Origin of the sequence: Pseudomonas coleopterorum (assembly GCF_900105555.1) — a bacterium.
In the GTDB taxonomy this organism is placed as follows: domain Bacteria; phylum Pseudomonadota; class Gammaproteobacteria; order Pseudomonadales; family Pseudomonadaceae; genus Aquipseudomonas; species Aquipseudomonas coleopterorum.
Genome location: NZ_FNTZ01000001.1, coordinates 1,702,196 through 1,717,858 on the forward strand (window position 1 = coordinate 1,702,196; position 15,663 = coordinate 1,717,858).

Annotated in this window: 29 protein-coding genes; 17 read left to right on the forward strand and 12 right to left on the reverse strand. The window is 58.8% G+C overall.

Annotation, left to right across the window (positions count from 1 at the left end; all coding sequences use genetic code 11):
• Window positions 1–29 precede the first annotated feature (29 nt).
• The 12 genes from BLV18_RS07625 to BLV18_RS07670 form a co-directional block, all read right to left on the reverse strand.
• Entirely contained in the window at window positions 30–761 is a 732-nt protein-coding gene (locus tag BLV18_RS07625) for a hypothetical protein (RefSeq protein WP_090357433.1), read from the reverse strand.
• Window positions 758–2,395, reverse strand: coding sequence for a YqaJ viral recombinase family protein (locus BLV18_RS07630; protein WP_090357435.1), 1,638 nt, complete (start codon window positions 2,393–2,395; stop codon window positions 758–760). The genes BLV18_RS07625 and BLV18_RS07630 overlap by 4 nt, the downstream gene beginning before the upstream one ends.
• Window positions 2,392–3,216 (reverse strand): phage recombination protein Bet, encoded by an 825-nt coding sequence (gene bet, locus BLV18_RS07635; RefSeq protein WP_425272621.1) that lies wholly within the window; start codon window positions 3,214–3,216, stop codon window positions 2,392–2,394. The genes BLV18_RS07630 and bet overlap by 4 nt, the downstream gene beginning before the upstream one ends.
• Window positions 3,217–3,279: 63 nt before the next feature.
• Window positions 3,280–3,738 (reverse strand): hypothetical protein, encoded by a 459-nt coding sequence (locus BLV18_RS07640; RefSeq protein WP_090357437.1) that lies wholly within the window; start codon window positions 3,736–3,738, stop codon window positions 3,280–3,282.
• On the reverse strand, window positions 3,735–3,956 hold the full coding sequence (locus tag BLV18_RS07645) for a hypothetical protein (protein ID WP_090357439.1): 222 nt from the start codon (window positions 3,954–3,956) through the stop codon (window positions 3,735–3,737). Before BLV18_RS07645 ends, BLV18_RS07640 begins: the two co-directional genes overlap by 4 nt.
• Entirely contained in the window at window positions 3,953–4,144 is a 192-nt protein-coding gene (locus BLV18_RS07650) for a hypothetical protein (RefSeq protein WP_090357441.1), read from the reverse strand. The genes BLV18_RS07645 and BLV18_RS07650 overlap by 4 nt, the downstream gene beginning before the upstream one ends.
• Window positions 4,141–4,569, reverse strand: coding sequence for a hypothetical protein (locus BLV18_RS07655; protein WP_090357443.1), 429 nt, complete (start codon window positions 4,567–4,569; stop codon window positions 4,141–4,143). The genes BLV18_RS07650 and BLV18_RS07655 overlap by 4 nt, the downstream gene beginning before the upstream one ends.
• Window positions 4,570–4,799: 230 nt before the next feature.
• Window positions 4,800–5,240 carry a hypothetical protein gene (locus BLV18_RS22200; protein WP_139211009.1) on the reverse strand — a complete coding sequence of 147 codons (441 nt, stop codon included), beginning with the start codon at window positions 5,238–5,240 and terminating at the stop codon, window positions 4,800–4,802.
• Window positions 5,241–5,488: 248 nt separating this feature from the next.
• On the reverse strand, window positions 5,489–5,782 hold the full coding sequence (locus BLV18_RS07660) for a regulator (RefSeq protein WP_090357445.1): 294 nt from the start codon (window positions 5,780–5,782) through the stop codon (window positions 5,489–5,491).
• A 417-nt stretch (window positions 5,783–6,199) separates the two neighbouring features.
• The gene (locus BLV18_RS07665) at window positions 6,200–6,640 is read right to left on the reverse strand and encodes a hypothetical protein (RefSeq protein ID WP_090357446.1); all 441 of its coding nucleotides are present in this window, start codon (window positions 6,638–6,640) and stop codon (window positions 6,200–6,202) included.
• Window positions 6,637–6,912, reverse strand: coding sequence for a hypothetical protein (locus BLV18_RS22205; RefSeq protein ID WP_139211010.1), 276 nt, complete (start codon window positions 6,910–6,912; stop codon window positions 6,637–6,639). Before BLV18_RS22205 ends, BLV18_RS07665 begins: the two co-directional genes overlap by 4 nt.
• A 56-nt stretch (window positions 6,913–6,968) precedes the next feature.
• Entirely contained in the window at window positions 6,969–7,835 is an 867-nt protein-coding gene (locus BLV18_RS07670; RefSeq protein ID WP_279626296.1) for an XRE family transcriptional regulator, read from the reverse strand.
• Here BLV18_RS07670 and BLV18_RS07675 point away from each other — a divergent pair.
• The 17 genes from BLV18_RS07675 (at window position 7,748) to BLV18_RS07750 (ending at window position 15,662) form a co-directional block, all read left to right on the forward strand.
• Window positions 7,748–7,945, forward strand: a complete 198-nt coding sequence (locus BLV18_RS07675; RefSeq protein WP_279626297.1) for a transcriptional regulator — start codon at window positions 7,748–7,750, stop codon at window positions 7,943–7,945. The two genes, BLV18_RS07670 and BLV18_RS07675, sit on opposite strands and share 88 nt — an antisense overlap.
• 295 nt (window positions 7,946–8,240) lie before the next feature.
• The gene (locus tag BLV18_RS07685) at window positions 8,241–8,663 is read left to right on the forward strand and encodes a phage regulatory CII family protein (RefSeq protein WP_090357454.1); all 423 of its coding nucleotides are present in this window, start codon (window positions 8,241–8,243) and stop codon (window positions 8,661–8,663) included.
• A gap of 137 nt (window positions 8,664–8,800) precedes the next feature.
• Window positions 8,801–9,529: a Rha family transcriptional regulator gene (locus tag BLV18_RS07690; protein WP_208598879.1), complete on the forward strand. Its 729-nt coding sequence runs from the start codon at window positions 8,801–8,803 to the stop codon at window positions 9,527–9,529.
• The gene (locus tag BLV18_RS07695) at window positions 9,529–10,272 is read left to right on the forward strand and encodes a DnaT-like ssDNA-binding domain-containing protein (RefSeq protein ID WP_090357458.1); all 744 of its coding nucleotides are present in this window, start codon (window positions 9,529–9,531) and stop codon (window positions 10,270–10,272) included. Before BLV18_RS07690 ends, BLV18_RS07695 begins: the two co-directional genes overlap by 1 nt.
• The gene (locus BLV18_RS07700) at window positions 10,269–10,970 is read left to right on the forward strand and encodes a replication protein P (protein ID WP_090357460.1); all 702 of its coding nucleotides are present in this window, start codon (window positions 10,269–10,271) and stop codon (window positions 10,968–10,970) included. Before BLV18_RS07695 ends, BLV18_RS07700 begins: the two co-directional genes overlap by 4 nt.
• On the forward strand, window positions 10,970–11,173 hold the full coding sequence (locus tag BLV18_RS07705; RefSeq protein ID WP_090357462.1) for a hypothetical protein: 204 nt from the start codon (window positions 10,970–10,972) through the stop codon (window positions 11,171–11,173). Before BLV18_RS07700 ends, BLV18_RS07705 begins: the two co-directional genes overlap by 1 nt.
• The gene (locus tag BLV18_RS22585; RefSeq protein WP_279626300.1) at window positions 11,170–11,298 is read left to right on the forward strand and encodes a hypothetical protein; all 129 of its coding nucleotides are present in this window, start codon (window positions 11,170–11,172) and stop codon (window positions 11,296–11,298) included. Before BLV18_RS07705 ends, BLV18_RS22585 begins: the two co-directional genes overlap by 4 nt.
• Window positions 11,298–11,576: a phiTE_015 family protein gene (locus tag BLV18_RS07710; RefSeq protein WP_090357465.1), complete on the forward strand. Its 279-nt coding sequence runs from the start codon at window positions 11,298–11,300 to the stop codon at window positions 11,574–11,576. The genes BLV18_RS22585 and BLV18_RS07710 overlap by 1 nt, the downstream gene beginning before the upstream one ends.
• The gene (locus tag BLV18_RS07715) at window positions 11,573–11,977 is read left to right on the forward strand and encodes a hypothetical protein (RefSeq protein ID WP_090357467.1); all 405 of its coding nucleotides are present in this window, start codon (window positions 11,573–11,575) and stop codon (window positions 11,975–11,977) included. Before BLV18_RS07710 ends, BLV18_RS07715 begins: the two co-directional genes overlap by 4 nt.
• On the forward strand, window positions 11,970–12,386 hold the full coding sequence (locus tag BLV18_RS07720) for a recombination protein NinB (protein ID WP_090357469.1): 417 nt from the start codon (window positions 11,970–11,972) through the stop codon (window positions 12,384–12,386). Before BLV18_RS07715 ends, BLV18_RS07720 begins: the two co-directional genes overlap by 8 nt.
• On the forward strand, window positions 12,386–12,970 hold the full coding sequence (locus BLV18_RS07725; protein WP_090357472.1) for a recombination protein NinG: 585 nt from the start codon (window positions 12,386–12,388) through the stop codon (window positions 12,968–12,970). The genes BLV18_RS07720 and BLV18_RS07725 overlap by 1 nt, the downstream gene beginning before the upstream one ends.
• Window positions 12,967–13,548 (forward strand): hypothetical protein, encoded by a 582-nt coding sequence (locus BLV18_RS07730; RefSeq protein WP_090357475.1) that lies wholly within the window; start codon window positions 12,967–12,969, stop codon window positions 13,546–13,548. Before BLV18_RS07725 ends, BLV18_RS07730 begins: the two co-directional genes overlap by 4 nt.
• A gap of 168 nt (window positions 13,549–13,716) precedes the next feature.
• Window positions 13,717–14,088 (forward strand): DUF3450 domain-containing protein, encoded by a 372-nt coding sequence (locus BLV18_RS07735; RefSeq protein WP_090357477.1) that lies wholly within the window; start codon window positions 13,717–13,719, stop codon window positions 14,086–14,088.
• Window positions 14,088–14,426 carry a hypothetical protein gene (locus BLV18_RS07740; RefSeq protein ID WP_090357478.1) on the forward strand — a complete coding sequence of 113 codons (339 nt, stop codon included), beginning with the start codon at window positions 14,088–14,090 and terminating at the stop codon, window positions 14,424–14,426. Before BLV18_RS07735 ends, BLV18_RS07740 begins: the two co-directional genes overlap by 1 nt.
• 286 nt (window positions 14,427–14,712) lie before the next feature.
• Window positions 14,713–14,964 carry a hypothetical protein gene (locus tag BLV18_RS07745; RefSeq protein ID WP_244156817.1) on the forward strand — a complete coding sequence of 84 codons (252 nt, stop codon included), beginning with the start codon at window positions 14,713–14,715 and terminating at the stop codon, window positions 14,962–14,964.
• A gap of 3 nt (window positions 14,965–14,967) precedes the next feature.
• On the forward strand, window positions 14,968–15,126 hold the full coding sequence (locus BLV18_RS22325) for a hypothetical protein (RefSeq protein ID WP_167375916.1): 159 nt from the start codon (window positions 14,968–14,970) through the stop codon (window positions 15,124–15,126).
• A gap of 14 nt (window positions 15,127–15,140) precedes the next feature.
• Entirely contained in the window at window positions 15,141–15,662 is a 522-nt protein-coding gene (locus BLV18_RS07750; protein ID WP_090357481.1) for a hypothetical protein, read from the forward strand.
• Window position 15,663 lies beyond the last annotated feature (1 nt).

The following is a 15,663-nucleotide window of genomic DNA, read 5'->3' on the forward strand; positions in this document are numbered from 1 at the left end:
TACCCGGCGACGCCAGGCTTTCTGCTTGATCATCCCTTCCTCGGCTTCGTCGTGCGCAGGGGGAAGTCGATGGCGTACTGGTCGACGATGCGGGAGAGGACTTTCTGAGTGATGCCGATCTGTTCGGCCGCATTGCGTCGTGTGCATCCGCTGGGAAGCAGAGCTTTGATCTTCGCGACGATCGCCAGCTCGTCTTCGATCTTGGTGCGGGTGCCGAAGCGGATCTTGTAGTCAGTCGAGATCCGCCGGATGCGGCCACGGCGCACGCCCAGCGCTTCGGCAATCTCAACTTGGCCCATGCCCTGGTTGCACATCTCGCGCACCTGGGGAGCGAGCTTGGCATCGAGAGCGCGCTCCGCCTCGTGGCTTCGGGCGAAGACCATCTTGTTCTCCGAGGCAATCCGGCTCAGGCGGTGCTGAGACACGCCCAAAGCCTTTGCCGCCTCGACCAGGCCTACGGCCAGGTAGGCAACCAGCTTCGCGGCGATACCGTCCTCGAACGCTTTCTTGCGAGCTTTGTTCGCCGCCCTGATAGCAGCGTTTCGCTTCGGGGCCGGGGAAGGTGTCACGTCCGCTGGGCGATCAAAACGCACAGAGGTGGACTGGATGCTTTCGCTGTTGAATGGAGTCGGGTTGAACAGGCTGCGGCTGATGGGTACAACCTCAACCACTCGCGCTGCTTCGTAGTCCGCCATCGCCCGAGCAAGCCAGGCGCGTTCGGTGTCCTTCTGTTGGATGCTGCTGAGCTCGAGGCTGATCATGCTGCCACCTGCTCCAGGGTCACCCCCGGCATGCTGAATTCTGAGCCCTCGGCGTCAACCAAGTCGTCGAGGGCTTGCCAGTTGACTGTCAGGACCGCAATAGGGACTTCGCCGGCGGCCACGGCTTTCACCAGCGCTTCAAGGTCGGTCACCCGCGCTTCAAGCTTGGTAGGCTTCGGCGCCACTTTCGGCGAGCCGGCGACCTGGCGCACTGCCGCAGGCTTTGTGGCCTGTGACACTGGAGCTTCTACCGGCTCAGGCTTCACCTCTGCGGCCATGGCCGCAGCGGCCTGCTCGTCAGCGATACGCTGCAACTCCTGCTGGCGGATCTGCTCGCGTTGAACCTCGAGCTTCTTGGCCTCTGCGGTTTCGTGCTCGTTGATCCGCACCTTGATGACCGACACCAGGTCATCGTTATCCTTGAGCACCAGCTGCTGGGCGTCGTTGAACAGGAAAGCGTGATCCTTGGCTAGGCTGCGCAGGCTGTCTAGGTTTGCGCGGATTCCGTCGCCGATCTGGCTGGCTTCGATCTTTGCCCGGGCCAGTTCCGAGTCGGCGGCATCGCGCAGGCTGCTGATGGTCTTCTTGCCCTTGATGGCTCCGGCGAAGTCCGCCTTGACGACAGGCATGCGCACCTTGCCGCCGAACGAAATGTTGATCTTGTCCAGATGGTCCTGCAGAGCCTTGGCCGCGCTGATCACGATCTCGTCGCGAATGGCTACCTTGCGCGCCTTCACCAACTTGTCCAGTTCCAGGCGCTTCGCCCTGGCTTGCGCGCTGATCTCGTCGATAGCGCGGAAGAGGGCGTCGATGCTTTCGGTCTGGCTCAGGGCGTGCTGCTTGGCTGCTGCAAGTCGATCCTCGACATCACCACACCACTTCACCGTTTTTTCAGCATCAGCGAAATGCTGGTCCGTTTGAAGGTCGGTGTTGATGCCATCAAACACGGCTAGCGAGTGCGCTTTGAACTGCTCGAGGTTGCTCGCGGTGACCATGCCGGTGACTTCGATTCGCAGCGCAGGCAGGCTTTCTGGTGATACTCCAACGGATACGGCAGCGGCAGGCTCGGATTCGAAAGCGGCGAGGTCTACCTCGAATTGTTTCCAGCCTTCCACTAATTGCTCAGCGCGGCCCGGCACTGGGCGGTACTCCATCGATACGAAATTCTCTTCCGTCCCGTCGGAGCAAACGAAGATCACCATCTCAGCACCGCTTACAAGAAGCTGCTGCTCCAGCTGCCAATAATAGTGAGGCTCTAGCTGGCCTGCGCGCACCTGGGCGACCAAGGATGCGTTCCAGAGCTTATGTTCGAAGAGGATCTCACCAAGCATCGTTGCGCCGTCCATAGACGCGAGCAGGTTGCCGCTGGTGCCCACGATCGGGAACAGGTCTTCGCCTATGCGACCTTCGACGATTGGCCGGGCCAGCGCCTCGGTGGCATGACCGCGGTCGAAGATTCGCTGCTGCTGGGCGGTCACTTCAGGCACGATGCCGGTTTTCTTCATGCTCAGCAGTTCGGTGCGGGTTTGGTACTTCGAAGCGCCCATCATGGCCGGGGCTTCAGAAGCAGTTCGGTGCTGGGCGCGCAGAGCATGCCATTCAGCTGAGCCCTGAGCTACGTTATGAATTTTCATGCGGCTTCACCTTCGATGGGTTTGAGCTGGTTGATGGCGTCGATCTGCTCTTGGGTGAGCGTGTACTTGCTGCTCACAGTTGCAATCAGGTGTTCCGGAGATGAGCGACCAGCCTCGACTGCAGCCCGCCATTTCGGCAGGTTTTCCTGCAGCTTGGCGTCTGGGTAGGTTTCAAGCGGTTCGGCCTCTATAGGCTGCTCAGGTTGACGTTGCGAAGCGACTTCGCGAGGCCCTTCCTCGAAGACCTTGCCTTCCATCTCGTCGGCAGTTGGTACCGACCCGACCTCGGGGAAAGCCTTGCGAAGTGCTTGTGCTTCTGCACATTTCGCAAGCTGGGCGTATGAGCGCTTTTTCCACATCGCATTCGGCGCTGCGGAGTCTTTGCTTGCGGTGGCGTAGTTCTCAAGCCAGCGCTCGTTGGCGGTGTACTCTGCCACCAAACCATTGCTCATCTGCCGTTTGACCGTAATGCGGCACCACTCCGGAAACGTCACGTCGACATTGCCTAGCTTGAGGCTGACAGGCGGACCATATTCCGGCTCGCTGATACCTGCGTACTGGCCGGTGCGTGCTGCCTGAATGCGATACAGGCCAACACCGGGCATTACGGTGTCCACCATCTTCCCGGCTGCTTTGCTCCAGATCGGAACGATGTGCACTGGCTTCAACATCGGATCAAGTTGAGCTGCTTTGCAGTAGGCAAGCACCATCACGACAGAGTTGCGAGCCGCGCCTGGGTAAAGGCTGCCGCTGAGAACCTCTACCAGAGCGTCCTCGGACATGGCCGGCATGTGCTCGGCTTGTTTTATTAGTGCGGACACGGTTGCTCCTTGCGCCATACCGTCACCGGGGCGCTGCGATTGGATAGGGAAGGGGCTAATGCTTCAGGCGAATGGCGTTTCTGCCCAAGGCGCTGGAGGCGGCATATCGAAGGGAAGCGGGGTGTAGCTGTTCCCATAAAGGACCGCTTGAAAAAGCGCGATCCGGTGATCTTTTGGCATGATGTTCAGCAGTTTGGCTATCGAGGTAGCTGCCAAGAAGCGCCTGTAGAACTGATCGCTGAATGTGATGATCAGGTTCAGGTCGCCGTGAGAGAAGGACTGAAACGTGAGTTCATCCTCTCCCAAGTACTCGCTGATATCGCCGCAGTCGCTGCCGTCGTTATCAAAGCTGTGCTCGACAAGTCTTGGCTTTAGGTGGCTTTCAAAGAGATCTTTGTCGGTCAGAACAAGCACGTCCTGATCCGTGTTGGTGGGCGGCGGGTTGCAGGTAATGCGACTGCCTACAAGTTGGTGGTTCAAGCAGGCGCCTTTCAGAACCTCAAGTTTGGTTTCCAGGTTCACGTCCGCACCTCATAGCTCAACGTCCACTCACCACACAGGCAAGCCCGGCGGCTCCACGCCTGCGGGTTCGAGATGTGAGCACGTTCGGCTGCTTGCATGGCATCCCACATGGTCGCGCCCTTGAAGACCATCAACACCCGATCGTCTGGAATGGCCATGTGAGCGGGCAGCTCTTCGATTTGTTCGTCGGCCAGGGATTTAACCAGTGCAGTACTCATGCTGCCTCCTTGCGCTGCCCGCAGACCTTGCGGAGGCGAACGCAGTAGTAATGGAAGTCCTCGACGTCAATGGCCTGCTCTTCGAGCGCCTGGACGATCTTGCGCTCGACGTAGCCCTCGTAATGGGGAGGCGCCGATGGGTGCTGCAGGTCGTCCAGCATCGTGGACAGCTTCGAATGGACGCTCAAAATCCGCACTCCTCTGATTCGCGCTGCCACTGCTGATCAAGCTCGACGGCGCGCTCTGCGTGTGGCCGGAGCAGGTCCATGGCGATCACCTTCAGCGTGGTACGGCTACCCATCAGGTACTCAGCGTTGGCCCGGCCATCGAAGCGCGTGCCCCACACCAGATTGGCGATCACCAGTCGGGCGAAGGCGTCGCGCTGGTCTTCGCCGGCGATCTGCCGGTCGACCAGGTGCACCTGCACAGCAGTAGCAAGCTCGTCAGGAGTGACCTGGCCCTTGTCAGCCTTGCGGTAACCCCACTCGACGGTCTGGCCGTCCATGAGGCGCTCAGCGCTGGCTTCCAACCATTCAGTTTCGGCCAGGTCTTCGTTGACCGGCGCGGGAAGGCGGTTGTCGTATTCCGCCTGGGCGATCTGAAGTGCGTTCATGCGCGAATACTCCTGATCAGCTGCCGCGCCAAGTTATGAGCGTGCGCAGCATCAGACAGGCACTGCTGGGCGTACTTGAAATCGCAAGCGACCAAGAAGCTTCGCGCTCGGGCGGTGTGGCTGAATGCGACGTCAAAGCACTGCTGGACCGCCGACCGTGGCCAAGCTTGGCGTGAGCGGCGGCGCGGAAGTTTCTCCAATCGTTTGGCCATGGTGGGGTCCTCGGTGGGTTAGTCGGTGTAGGCGATGTACTTGAAGTGGCCGTTGCCGAAACGCTCGAACCGGCCACCGAAGGTGCCAGTTACCTCTCGCTCAACCTCTTCGCGGCTTATGCTTTCGGGGTATACGCCTTCCTTGATCATTGAGGCGTTGGTATGCGGGGCATAGCGCCAACTGACCTTCGTGTTATCCAGCGGGGCATTCCTAAGTCGCTCCCATTCTTCGGCCTGCGCTTTCCAAAAATCCTTTTCCTTCTGGCTTAATGGCTGTGGCTCGGGAGCTGGTTCTTCCGACTCTTCCCATCCGCAAGCCTCGCAGTAGCCGCGTGGCGCGGTGCATGCCCCGCAGGGGGGATTGATGTGACAACTGCAGTTCACAACCTTGTGCTCGCCGATAACGCCCGCGCAGCCTTCACGACCGCAGGCTTCACCTTCGCAATATCCAGGTTCCATGAGTGATCCTCTGACCGCATTGGTCGGATGCCAGGCAACAGGGACCAAGCTGGGCGTGAAGAGCCAGCCTGGCACCCGCCGATGCGGTCGTATGGGTTGGGGGAGGGTTGATGCAGGGGTCCGCGTTGCGCGGTGCAGAATCGTCCGCATCGGTCCTGCGCATTCGCCATCTAGTGGCACCGGAGGCAAGCCCTACCCGGGATCAATGCGCAGGCCGATGGGCACTCTTGCGAATGCCAACGGGTGGGTCAGGCTGGTGTTCTCGGTGTGTACTTGAACCTATGCCAGTTGTCTCGCAGCTCAATTGACTCGTAGCTGCTACGTCGCTCAGCAAAGCCCAATTCAACTGCCAGCGCATGCAGTTCGTGCCCTCGTTTTATCTGCTCCATGCCAATCCAGTCGGCATCTGCGTTTCGCTTCTCTGCTTGCTTGGGCGTTAGATCCAGGTAGCTCACAGCGCTGAGCTTGGCTTGTCGCTTGCGGTCAACCTTCATGCTGCGCAGCAAGGCGATCATCGCGTCTATGCGCTTTTCATCATCCATCTCACTTCCTCCGTTCACTTACCAAAACGCCCGGTCGCCCAGGCGCTTCAGTAAATCGTTCGGTTTCCGCTGGCACCGCATAGCGGGTCATTCACTCGGTTTGAGCCTTTCGCTCTAGTCAGCCGTCGAGGTGCGCCTCGCGTTGGTAGCCTTTCGGGGCTATCTGATCTCCGGTCGCCGTAGAGGCGGTGCCGTCTTTGTTCGTGTTGCGCGGATTGTTAAAGAGCGGCGAGGGCTCTTCAGTCCTCTCCAGTCCGCATCTGCGTCCTGTTGGAGAGAACATTACAATCAAGAATTGTAGTCTGCAAGCTAAAGTTGTAATTATTTCACGCAGACACAAAAAAACCGCCCGAAGGCGGTTTTCTGTGGGGCGGGGCAGTCAGAAGATAAAAACCGGGTGATTGACCCGACCTGATGCTACTGCTTCGTGGGCGCCGGGGCTTGCAGGAAGCTTTGCTGAGCCTGGATTTGCTGAAGAAGCTGTCTGGTCTCGGTAGTCTGCTGCTTCGCCTCTTGCACGAGCGCTGCAGTCTCGCGCCCTGAATCAAATGCTGCAAACGAAAGCCCCACCACAGCGATGATCGTGCCAACCATGACAGCGGTGGCAGCCCAAATATTGGCTTTGACATTTTTTATGGGCTGAATTTCTAGCCTAAAATCGCTGACAACCTGGCGCATGTCGCTTTGAAAATCGGCAACACGGCGATCCATCCGCGCTTCAACAGCGGATAGCTTCGCATCGAGTTCGTCACGGCTTATGTCATTCATATCACGAGTATCGGTTTTTTTCCTCGTGCTGTCATCTCTCGTGAATTTCGGAGCGTTGGTCTCATCCACAACGACGGGCACGAAAGTCATACCGGCTCACCCGGATCTTCTTCATTGCTGTCAATCCAAGCCTTCAGAGCCTTCGCTCTGTGCACGCGCAAATAGCCGCAGTCGTTACAGGTAAGATGGAGATCGTAAGACCTAATGCCATTTTGCTGATTAGTTGAAAGGGTGAGGTAGCACAGGGTTTTGTCTTCCTCCTGAATGGCTATGCCCCAGTTATTGTTTTTACACATGGGACAATGACCGGCAGGTGTTACGGTCGTGAAAAAACGAACGGCATCTCTAAAGTTTATGATCATTCATGCCTGCCTTGGTGCGCCTGGATTTCATTCTTGTCACAGCCGTGGTTGGCCGCTCAATAGCGTCCTAGAACCTTACTTGGCGCTAGAATATTGCCCACGTAGTGGATGCGGTCGATCTCCTTGCGCGGGATGGTCCGGCGCTCGCCGTAGGCCGAGTTGACCGACATGAGGCTGACCGCCTCGTCGTTCTCGAACAGCAGCTCCTTGACCATGCTCTGCCCGTCGGTTGTGGTCACCATCACATACTCACCTGGGACCAGGCGGTGGTTGGGCTCGCATACGGCAACCCAGCCATCGCGGATCGCCGGCGACATCGAATCACCCTTCAAGCGAAGGGCATAGGCATCCTCATCACGGGAGTATGTCTCTACAAATCCTTCTGCAAGCTCCAGATTGATCCAGTAGCCGCCCTGGCCAAGCTGTGCGGTGCCCACGATATCGATCCTTCGAATGGGTGATGTGATGGGAGGACCTTCTTCCACATTAGCCCAGCCAATATGCGGAACGCTGGACTCGCCTATCAAGTAGGAAGAGGTGACGTTCAACGCCTCGGCGATCGCTTTCAGTCGCTGTTGGCGAGGAGTGTTCTTGTTCGCCTCCCACGCTTGCACGGATTGCGGGGATACACCTAGCTTCCGGGCTAGCTCAGATTGGTTCATCCCTTTGTTCTCGCGGGATGCAGCGATTCGTTCGCCAGTAGTTTTCATGTGCCGAAGGATACAACCGGCAGTTGTAGTGTTCACTGCAATTTTGCCTTGTAGGTTTTCGGGCTTTGTTGTAACTTTGGGTTGTAATTCTTCCGACAGAGGCAGACATGACCCAGAACGCAGCCGTGCGTGCAGCTGAAGCAGCAGGAAGCCAATCCGCTCTTGCCCGCGTTCTCGGCTGCACGCCTCAGAACATTCAGCGGTGGTGTGCAACCGGCCGTATTCCAGCAGAGCGCGTACTTACCGTAGAGAGAGCCACCGGCATTTCCCGCCACGAACTACGCCCAGACCTTTATCCGAGCGAGTCGCTTTCTGCGGCTTAAGCGGAAGCGCTTCGCCTGGAGCTAAGGGAAACCGTGGTCCGTTCGAAGCCTTGAGCAGCATCCCGATCAAGACCGTCCCTGACCATATCGGCAAGAGATTCAAACGCCGGCCAAAGCCGAAGCTGAGACGAAAGGGGAAGGGTGGTTGCCAAGGCAGCCACAAAGCAGCGAAGGGCGGCTACCTCGCCCTGCAGTTCAGATGAGTCGGTCATGGATACGTTCTTGATCAGTTGATGGACCCATTTTCGACGTGTTGGCACTGCGCCACCACTGAAACAGTAACGAGGTTTTACGCATGGAAAACTTTCTGCGCGCCACCCAGGCCGCTGTTCTGGATAACGAAGCGAAGACGCTTGCCGCGAAGATGGGCTTGGGCCATGTCAGCCTGCTGCAGCGCGCCAACCCAGACAACGACGCCCACCACCTGACCATCGAGCACCTGTTCGGCATTTTGCTGCACAGCGGTGACATGCGCCCGCTGGAAACCCTGGCAGGTGAGTTCGGCTTTGAGCTGGTGGCCAAGCAAGCGCCCAAGCCTCAGGAACTTACCAAATCAATGATCAGCGTTGGCAAGGAGTTCGCCGACCTGACCATCGCTGTTCATTCGGCACTGGAAGATGGCCATGTCTGCCAGTTCGACAAATCGACGATCCGCCGCGAGATCTCGCATATTCGGGAGAGCCTGGACGTGATGGATGCGTCGGTAAGAGCTGCCTGAATTTCAGGCACAAAAAAGCCGGGATTGCGGCCCGGCTTAATGCTGTAACGAGTGAGGTAAGTATGCACACACAAATGCAGATGAGCAATACCCATCCCGCGCCACAAAACGCAGGCTCGGGAAATGTGGCGCGCACGATGTCTTCGCGCGAGATCGCCACTGTTACGGCGAAACGCCACAACAACGTGAAGCGCGACATTGTCGCGATGCTGGTTGAGCTGAAAGAAGATGTGCTCAGTTTTGAGCATATCTATCTGGACGGCCAAAACCGTGAGCAGGTCGAGTACCGCCTTGACCGTGAGCTGACCGACACACTGCTGACGGGCTACAGTGCCAAGCTGCGTCGTGCTGTGATCCGCCGCTGGGCCGAGCTTGAGCAGCAGGAAGGAGCCCGCCAGGTCGTCAACGCCAATGGCACCAAGGTCATCGGCGAGCTGGCGATTCTCGAATGCTTCACGCGCCTGCTTAAGCCTGCGCCATCAAGCCAGATGCTGATGCTCACCAAGATCGCCGAGAACAACGGCCTAAACCCGAAGTTCTTGCCCGGCTATGCCATCGACGCCGCACCTGATGCCACTGCCGGCGGTTCCATGCCTACCAAAGCGGTCACGGCGCTGATCAAGGATCACGGCCTGCCCACTACGGCCGCCACCTTCAATCACGCCTTGGCCGCTGCCGGCTTCCTCAAAACCATGCAGCGCAAAAACTCCCGTCAGCAAACCGTCCACTTCTGGTCGATCACTGATAAGGGCCTGCGCTACGGCAAGAACCTCACCAGCCCCCAATCACCCCGCGAGACGCAACCTCACTGGTACGTGGATCGCTTCCTTGAGCTTGCCGATCTGATCGGCAAAGGACGTCCGTAATGGCCGGAGACTGGATCAAATTCGAAATCACCACTATGGACAAGCCCGAGGTAGCGCAGATAGCAGACCTGGCCGATATTGATCCCGATGCGGTGGTGGGAAAGCTCATGCGCATTTGGGCATGGTTCGACCAACAAACCGAAAAAGGTAACGCTCCTAGCGTTAGCAAAAAGTTACTCGACCGTGCCGTGGGCGTTACCGGATTCTGCGATCACATGAAATCGGTTGGCTGGATGGAAGAGTGCGACGGCCGAATCAGCCTGCCTCACTTTGATCGACACAACGGCAAGACCGCCAAGAACCGGGCTTTGACGGCCAAAAGGGTCGCCTCTCACAAAACCAAAGGTAACGCTGGCAGCGTTACTAATGCGTTACCTAAAGAAGAGAAGAGAAGAGAAGATCAAAACCCTCTCTCTGCGCACGAAGCTGTCGACCCCCGCATGCCCAGCGAAATGACCCTCGACTGGGCGCCTGATCAAAAGCTGCTCAAGACCTATGCCGTGCACTCGGGTGTGGCCTTGAACCTGTTCACCGAAGAGGCGCGCCGCGCTTTCACTGCTCATTACGAGCCGCGCGGCCAGGTGAATACCCAGGCCGAATGGGTGCAGATGCTGGTCAAGTGGGTGCTGAACGACCGCAACCGCGCCGCCGCCTCGAACATCCGGCCGTTCCCGGCCCGCCAGAGCAACGAACCTGACTTCGACGACACCTCATGGGCTGACGGTCTTGTGGTGAAGACATGAAGTCCGTGAACCAGCTGATGGCAGCAGCCACTAATCTGCCGGCGGTCGAGCCCACCCAGGCGATCCCTGTCTCTCCGGAAACTACCGAGGTCGTCAACGCGCTGTTCCGCAAGCTGCGCGGGATCTTTCCGGCCTGGCGCCAGGCGTGGCCATCGACCGAAGCGCTGAACGCGGCCAAGGAAGAGTGGATCAAGGGTTTCGCCGCCGAGGGTATCCGCTCGCTCGAGCAGATCGAGTTCGGCATCCAGAACTGCCGCAAGACCAAGAAGCCATTCGCCCCGAGCGTCGGCGAGTTCATTGCCCTGTGCAAGCCGAGCCCGGAAGACTTCGGCATGCCGCCAGTGGCTGACGCATGGATCGAAGCGCTGATGGGCACCTACAGCCATGAAGCGGTCCACTTGGCAGCCAAGGCCACCGGCCTGTTCGATCTGCGCGGCGCCAAGCAGGACGACAAGGGGCTGCGCCAGCGCTTCGACCGCAACTACGAAGTGATCCTACGCCGCGCCCAAGACGGCCAGCCACTCGACGGCAAGATCCTGACCGGCATCGGCCACGACAGCCAGAAGAGCGAGCTTGAGCTGGCCAACGAGCGAGCAGATCGGCAGGCGCAGGCGCGGATTATTCAGCAGGGCATACCAGCAGACGGCGCTTCGGCGCGTGCGTTGCTGATGGCGAAATTTGGGAAGAGGGCTTCGTGATGGCTAAGCCGCATTGGGTTGATGCGCCAGAGTGGGCGCAATGGCTTGCCCAGGATGAAGACGGGGAGTGGTATTGGTTTCAAGACGAGCCGGAGGCTATGGGCTGCAAGGAATGGATAACGCTCACCGGTGGAAATTTCGAGTGGGCCAGAACAACTCCTTGCCATGGGCATTGGTTCAAAACCCTGGAGGCCCGCCCATGACCAAGCGCAGCTGGCAAGTAACCGTCCTGGGCTACAACCCATTTCGCATGGGCGGAGAACCGATGGATTACGCCGAGGCCCTGGCCACGGCTCGCAGTATCTGGCCTATGGCGGAGGTGAAGTGATGGGCAACGACAAGATGCGTGATGAGTTCGAGCGCGCAGTGCAGCGAGATTGGCCGTCCGCATCTCTGCTGAGAGTCAATCAGGTTGGCGCACCCACAAATGGGTTTTATCGCGATGACCGAGTTCAACATGCCTGGTGGGGCTGGCTGTCATCACGAGCGTCTCTGGTGGTGGATCTGCCGAGCGAATACGACTGCTGCGGCGGCACGACGTCCTATGAAATTCGTGAAATGGCGATCGAGGCCGTTGAGGCCGCTGGCCTGCAGGTGACGCCATGAGCGATGAAAATCTGCGGATGGACGCCTATTACTACAGCTTCAACGAGACTGGCCAGACTGAGGTCGACCTGATCCTGTCGGCCATAGCATGCGCCGGTAAGTCCTTCCACCATACCGATCAATGGAACGATGAAGACTCGCCCTGGCCCGGGCATACCGGTAATTCGCCGATCGAATGGATCTGCAATGCAGCATTCAGCGCTGCCCAGGAAATGGCGCGCCTCAAGGCCGAGGTCGAGGCTCTGCGCAAGGATGCTGCCCGCCTGGATCGTCTGGAGATGGAATGCGAGGCCTACGGTACGGATGTCCACGAGGGTAACCGATGGGTAATCGATGGTCCGTTCGCAACGCTTCGTGACGCCATCGATGCCGGCATGGGCAAGGAGTGCGGCCATGACTGAGATCATCATGCGCAGCCGCGCTGACACCAGCCGGCTCAATGGCTTCCTCGACGGCACCGACTTCACCAAACCCAAGAAGATCGTGATCAAGGACCTGGACCGCAGTGGCGAGCAGAACAAGCTGCTCCACGCGCGTCTCACCGACATTGCGAGCCAGGTCGAGCACGCAGGCAAGAAATGGGACGTGCTCATCTGGAAGCGCCTTCTGACTGCTGCCTGGCTGCGCGAGTCGGGCGACAAGCCCCAGATGATCCCTGCGGTCGACGGTCATGGCTTTGACGTGATCTACGAGCGCACCAGCAAGCTGACCGTGAAGCAGTGCGCCGAGCTTCTGGACTGGGTTGAGGCGTTCGGCGGCGAGCATCAGGTGCGGTGGACGGCCAAGGATCATTGGGGAGGTCGGTACTGATGCGCACCGCCATCAAAGAACGCCGCAAGAAGACCTGCGCCAATCCGGCCTGCGCAATCCAGTTCATACCGGCCCAGATCGGGCAGAAGGTTTGTGGGTGGGCGTGCGGCCTGGCCATCGCACCGGCGAATCAGGATCGGGCACGCAAGGCCATTGAGCAGCGCGAGCGCCGCGAGATCAAGGTTCGGAAGGAGAAGCTGAAGAGCAGGGCAGATCACCTCAAGGACACGCAACAGGCCTTCAATGCGTGGATTCGCGAGCGAGACGCAGGGCAGCCCTGCATCAGCTGCGGCACCACGGCGGACGTGCAGTACTGTGCAGGCCATTACCGCACAACTGCTGCGGCTCCAGAGCTCAGATTTGAGCCATTGAACGTACATCTTCAGTGCAACCGCAACTGCAACATGGGCCAGTCCGGGAATCTGCTGGGATACCGGCCTCGCCTGATCGAGAAGATCGGCCTTGAGGCAGTGGAGTGGCTGGAAGGCCCACATGAGCCGAAGAAGTACATGATCGACGAATTGAAAGCGCTCACAGCCACCTACCGGGCCAAGACCCGCGAGCTCAAGGGGAAAGCAGCATGAACATCAACTCAGCACGCCAGGCCTGGCATGACTGCACCTACAACCCTGCTCCCGGCCAGACCTCAGATGTCGTCCAGCTGGGTGTGGTAGTGCAGAAGACCGAGCGCGGGCCAACAGCCAATAACGCGATGCACAGTGCGCTGGCAGGCCACATCCAATCCGCAATCGCCCGGCTTCACCCGCAGGTTCGCTTGTTCGGAGAGTTCATGTACGCCGCCAACCGGGATGACGATATCCGCGAGGCAGCAGAGAGCCTGGTCTTCGGCATGGTCGTTTCGAAGTCCAAGCGCATGACCGCGGCGAAGCGCGAAAAGCTCGAGTACGTGGTCAAGGGCGTGATGCGCCGGTACCGCTACATGCACCAAGGCGGTCAGTCGGCCAACGAAGATCCGCTGAGCAAGCCTGAGGGGTTTCGTTCGTGGCTGATGGCCGAGTACGGCGTCCGCCTCGAATCCTTCAACTGGGACCGGGATTGGGAGTCGGTTGTGAGGCTGACATTCGACTGCTGCGAAGACTTGGATCGGCTTGCACTGAGCCCAGTTGCCGCAGTGATTTACCAGATGAAAGAGGCCGCTTGACTTCCCGTGCGGCTGGCGGCATCATTTCGCCATAGTTAATATTTTGCCTCTGGCAAACACAGCGAGCCCGGACGAACCTCCGGGCTTTTTTGTGCCTACGATTTACCCAATCCCTCGGAACCTCTGATCGCCATGTTCAGCGAGGGCCTCAATAGTACCGGAGCAAAGATGGACCCAACCGACCTCGGCCCAGGCACAGCTACCTGGCTGGGCGGCACGGGCACCGTATTGCTGGGTGGATTCCTGTGGTTGCGCAAATTCCTGTCCAAGGACGCAACCGACAGGGCCATGGACAACGCCGACATCGGCACCGTCCGCCGCCTGAATGAACTGCTCGATTCCGAACGCGAGGCCCGCAAGGCTTCAGATGCTCGTGCCGATCAGTTTGCCAAAGAACGTAACGAACTCGCTGCCGCAGTTGGCCGTATGGAAGGGAAGATAGAAGCCCTCACTGGCCAGGTCGCCCAACTCACAGACAAGGTAACCAGTCAGAGCGCCGAGATTGCGCGGCTGCGTGCCCAGCTCGGAGGCGCCAACTGATGGACAGATGCGCAATGGAATTCATCGCCCGCCGATGGTGGAGGCGCGTAGAGGTATGGGTGATTGCGGTGCTGTTGGTTGCTGGGGGCTTGGTCCTCGGATTCCAGGCAGCTCAGTGGTCGCTTGCCAGCTCTTACGTCGCCCAGGTCGCCCAGGTTCGTCACGCGTATGACGAGGCACTGAAGCAGCGTGACCTTCGCTTGACCAAGTTGGCCAACAGCGCCACAGAGGCAGCCCAGAAGGTCGAGCAGGCCGCCAGCAGTGCTACCCAGGCAGCTGACACCGCCAGCAAGGCCGTCGACAAGGCGACCGAAGCGGTGGATCGGGCGAATCAGTAGGCCGGCCAATGCTCTAAAAAATGACTTGCCGGTCGTCCTGAACGGATCAGCGAAATGAACTCGTTTTCGGCCTTAGCATCTCAGCAATATTCACCTGATGCTGAGTTATTGCCATGAATAAACACACCGATCTTGAGTCCGATAGCGATATGGATTTTGCAGCTGACCTGGAGTGTCTAGGTACGCTTTTGGTCATCATGATTGTCTTGGCGGCGACCTGGGTACTGCTGTAATCCATCATCGCGCCACAGATTCAGCACAGCCATTTTGTGGCGCGGAGAAAATCATGAAGCTGATACTCAAGCGGGTAGAGCCGAGCATTGAAACAACATCGCTCGAAGATATCGGTAGACGCAGGGAGATTGGCAGCACCATCAGGGCACGCCCATTTGCACTTCACACCGAGGATGGGCAGGTTCTTCCCTGCCAATCCAGCACGACCATCGTCAGCCTGCCGTGCAGCGCCGTGGAGCTCACCGTGAAGTTCATCATCGACGGCAAGAAGCTGCGTCTTGAAGGCGACCCTGCGGGGGAGTGATCCATGGCCGCATCCAGCATCACCGTCACCATCAGAATCGCCTGGTGGGTGAATCCCTACATCAGCGCGGTGAACGCGTTCGCGGCAATGGCTGGCATGACGCCTGACGTGGACAAGGTGGTCGCCACTGCAATGCGTGGCGTTAAGTTCAGATTTCCATAGTTACAGGTAGCCCAATGACAACCAAGCAACCCGACTGGGAGGCGATTGAACGTGCCTACCGGGCCGGGTCGCTTTCGGTTCGAGCCATCGCCGAAGAGAACAGCATCTCTCACGTAGCGATCGCCAAGCGAGCCAAGAAGGAAGGATGGGCTCGCGACCTCACCGACAAGGTGCGTGCTGCTGCCAAGCGCAAGGTTACCGATGCGGTTACCACAAAGGGTTACCAAGACCCACTGGTAACCGAAGCTGAGATAATTGATGAGGCATCCGACAAGGTTGCTGCCGTCGTGCTGGCTCACCGGATCGACTTGGCTCAGTGGCGTGGCATTGCAAACAAGCTCAGCGCCGCGCTGCAAGAGATCGAAGTGACCGAAGACAACCTCGGCGACTTCTCCCGCTCGCTCAATGCTGGCGTCGACGCCCAGCTCAAGGTCATCAAGGGCGAACGCCAGGCCTATAACCTCGACACCGAGGAGGGCGACAAGACAGTTGATACCTTGGCCTCTCTGATGGACGAGCTATCGAAGGAAGCCTGAC

Bases quoted from the DNA above. Each gene is read 5' to 3' on its own strand.
- BLV18_RS07625 (WP_090357433.1), bottom strand. From the start codon at position 761: ATGATCAGCCTCGAGCTCAGCAGCATCCAACAGAAGGACACCGAACGC.
- BLV18_RS07630 (WP_090357435.1), bottom strand. From the start codon at position 2,395: ATGAAAATTCATAACGTAGCTCAGGGCTCAGCTGAATGGCATGCTCTG.
- BLV18_RS07645 (WP_090357439.1), bottom strand. From the start codon at position 3,956: ATGAGTACTGCACTGGTTAAATCCCTGGCCGACGAACAAATCGAAGAG.
- BLV18_RS07655 (WP_090357443.1), bottom strand. From the start codon at position 4,569: ATGAACGCACTTCAGATCGCCCAGGCGGAATACGACAACCGCCTTCCC.
- BLV18_RS22200 (WP_139211009.1), bottom strand. From the start codon at position 5,240: ATGGAACCTGGATATTGCGAAGGTGAAGCCTGCGGTCGTGAAGGCTGC.
- BLV18_RS07660 (WP_090357445.1), bottom strand. From the start codon at position 5,782: ATGGATGATGAAAAGCGCATAGACGCGATGATCGCCTTGCTGCGCAGC.
- BLV18_RS07665 (WP_090357446.1), bottom strand. From the start codon at position 6,640: ATGACTTTCGTGCCCGTCGTTGTGGATGAGACCAACGCTCCGAAATTC.
- BLV18_RS22205 (WP_139211010.1), bottom strand. From the start codon at position 6,912: ATGATCATAAACTTTAGAGATGCCGTTCGTTTTTTCACGACCGTAACA.
- BLV18_RS07685 (WP_090357454.1), top strand. From the start codon at position 8,241: ATGGAAAACTTTCTGCGCGCCACCCAGGCCGCTGTTCTGGATAACGAA.
- BLV18_RS07690 (WP_208598879.1), top strand. From the start codon at position 8,801: ATGTCTTCGCGCGAGATCGCCACTGTTACGGCGAAACGCCACAACAAC.
- BLV18_RS07695 (WP_090357458.1), top strand. From the start codon at position 9,529: ATGGCCGGAGACTGGATCAAATTCGAAATCACCACTATGGACAAGCCC.
- BLV18_RS07700 (WP_090357460.1), top strand. From the start codon at position 10,269: ATGAAGTCCGTGAACCAGCTGATGGCAGCAGCCACTAATCTGCCGGCG.
- BLV18_RS07705 (WP_090357462.1), top strand. From the start codon at position 10,970: ATGGCTAAGCCGCATTGGGTTGATGCGCCAGAGTGGGCGCAATGGCTT.
- BLV18_RS22585 (WP_279626300.1), top strand. From the start codon at position 11,170: ATGACCAAGCGCAGCTGGCAAGTAACCGTCCTGGGCTACAACCCATTT.
- BLV18_RS07710 (WP_090357465.1), top strand. From the start codon at position 11,298: ATGGGCAACGACAAGATGCGTGATGAGTTCGAGCGCGCAGTGCAGCGA.
- BLV18_RS07715 (WP_090357467.1), top strand. From the start codon at position 11,573: ATGAGCGATGAAAATCTGCGGATGGACGCCTATTACTACAGCTTCAAC.
- BLV18_RS07720 (WP_090357469.1), top strand. From the start codon at position 11,970: ATGACTGAGATCATCATGCGCAGCCGCGCTGACACCAGCCGGCTCAAT.
- BLV18_RS07725 (WP_090357472.1), top strand. From the start codon at position 12,386: ATGCGCACCGCCATCAAAGAACGCCGCAAGAAGACCTGCGCCAATCCG.
- BLV18_RS07730 (WP_090357475.1), top strand. From the start codon at position 12,967: ATGAACATCAACTCAGCACGCCAGGCCTGGCATGACTGCACCTACAAC.
- BLV18_RS07735 (WP_090357477.1), top strand. From the start codon at position 13,717: ATGGACCCAACCGACCTCGGCCCAGGCACAGCTACCTGGCTGGGCGGC.
- BLV18_RS07740 (WP_090357478.1), top strand. From the start codon at position 14,088: ATGGACAGATGCGCAATGGAATTCATCGCCCGCCGATGGTGGAGGCGC.
- BLV18_RS07745 (WP_244156817.1), top strand. From the start codon at position 14,713: ATGAAGCTGATACTCAAGCGGGTAGAGCCGAGCATTGAAACAACATCG.
- BLV18_RS22325 (WP_167375916.1), top strand. From the start codon at position 14,968: ATGGCCGCATCCAGCATCACCGTCACCATCAGAATCGCCTGGTGGGTG.
- BLV18_RS07750 (WP_090357481.1), top strand. From the start codon at position 15,141: ATGACAACCAAGCAACCCGACTGGGAGGCGATTGAACGTGCCTACCGG.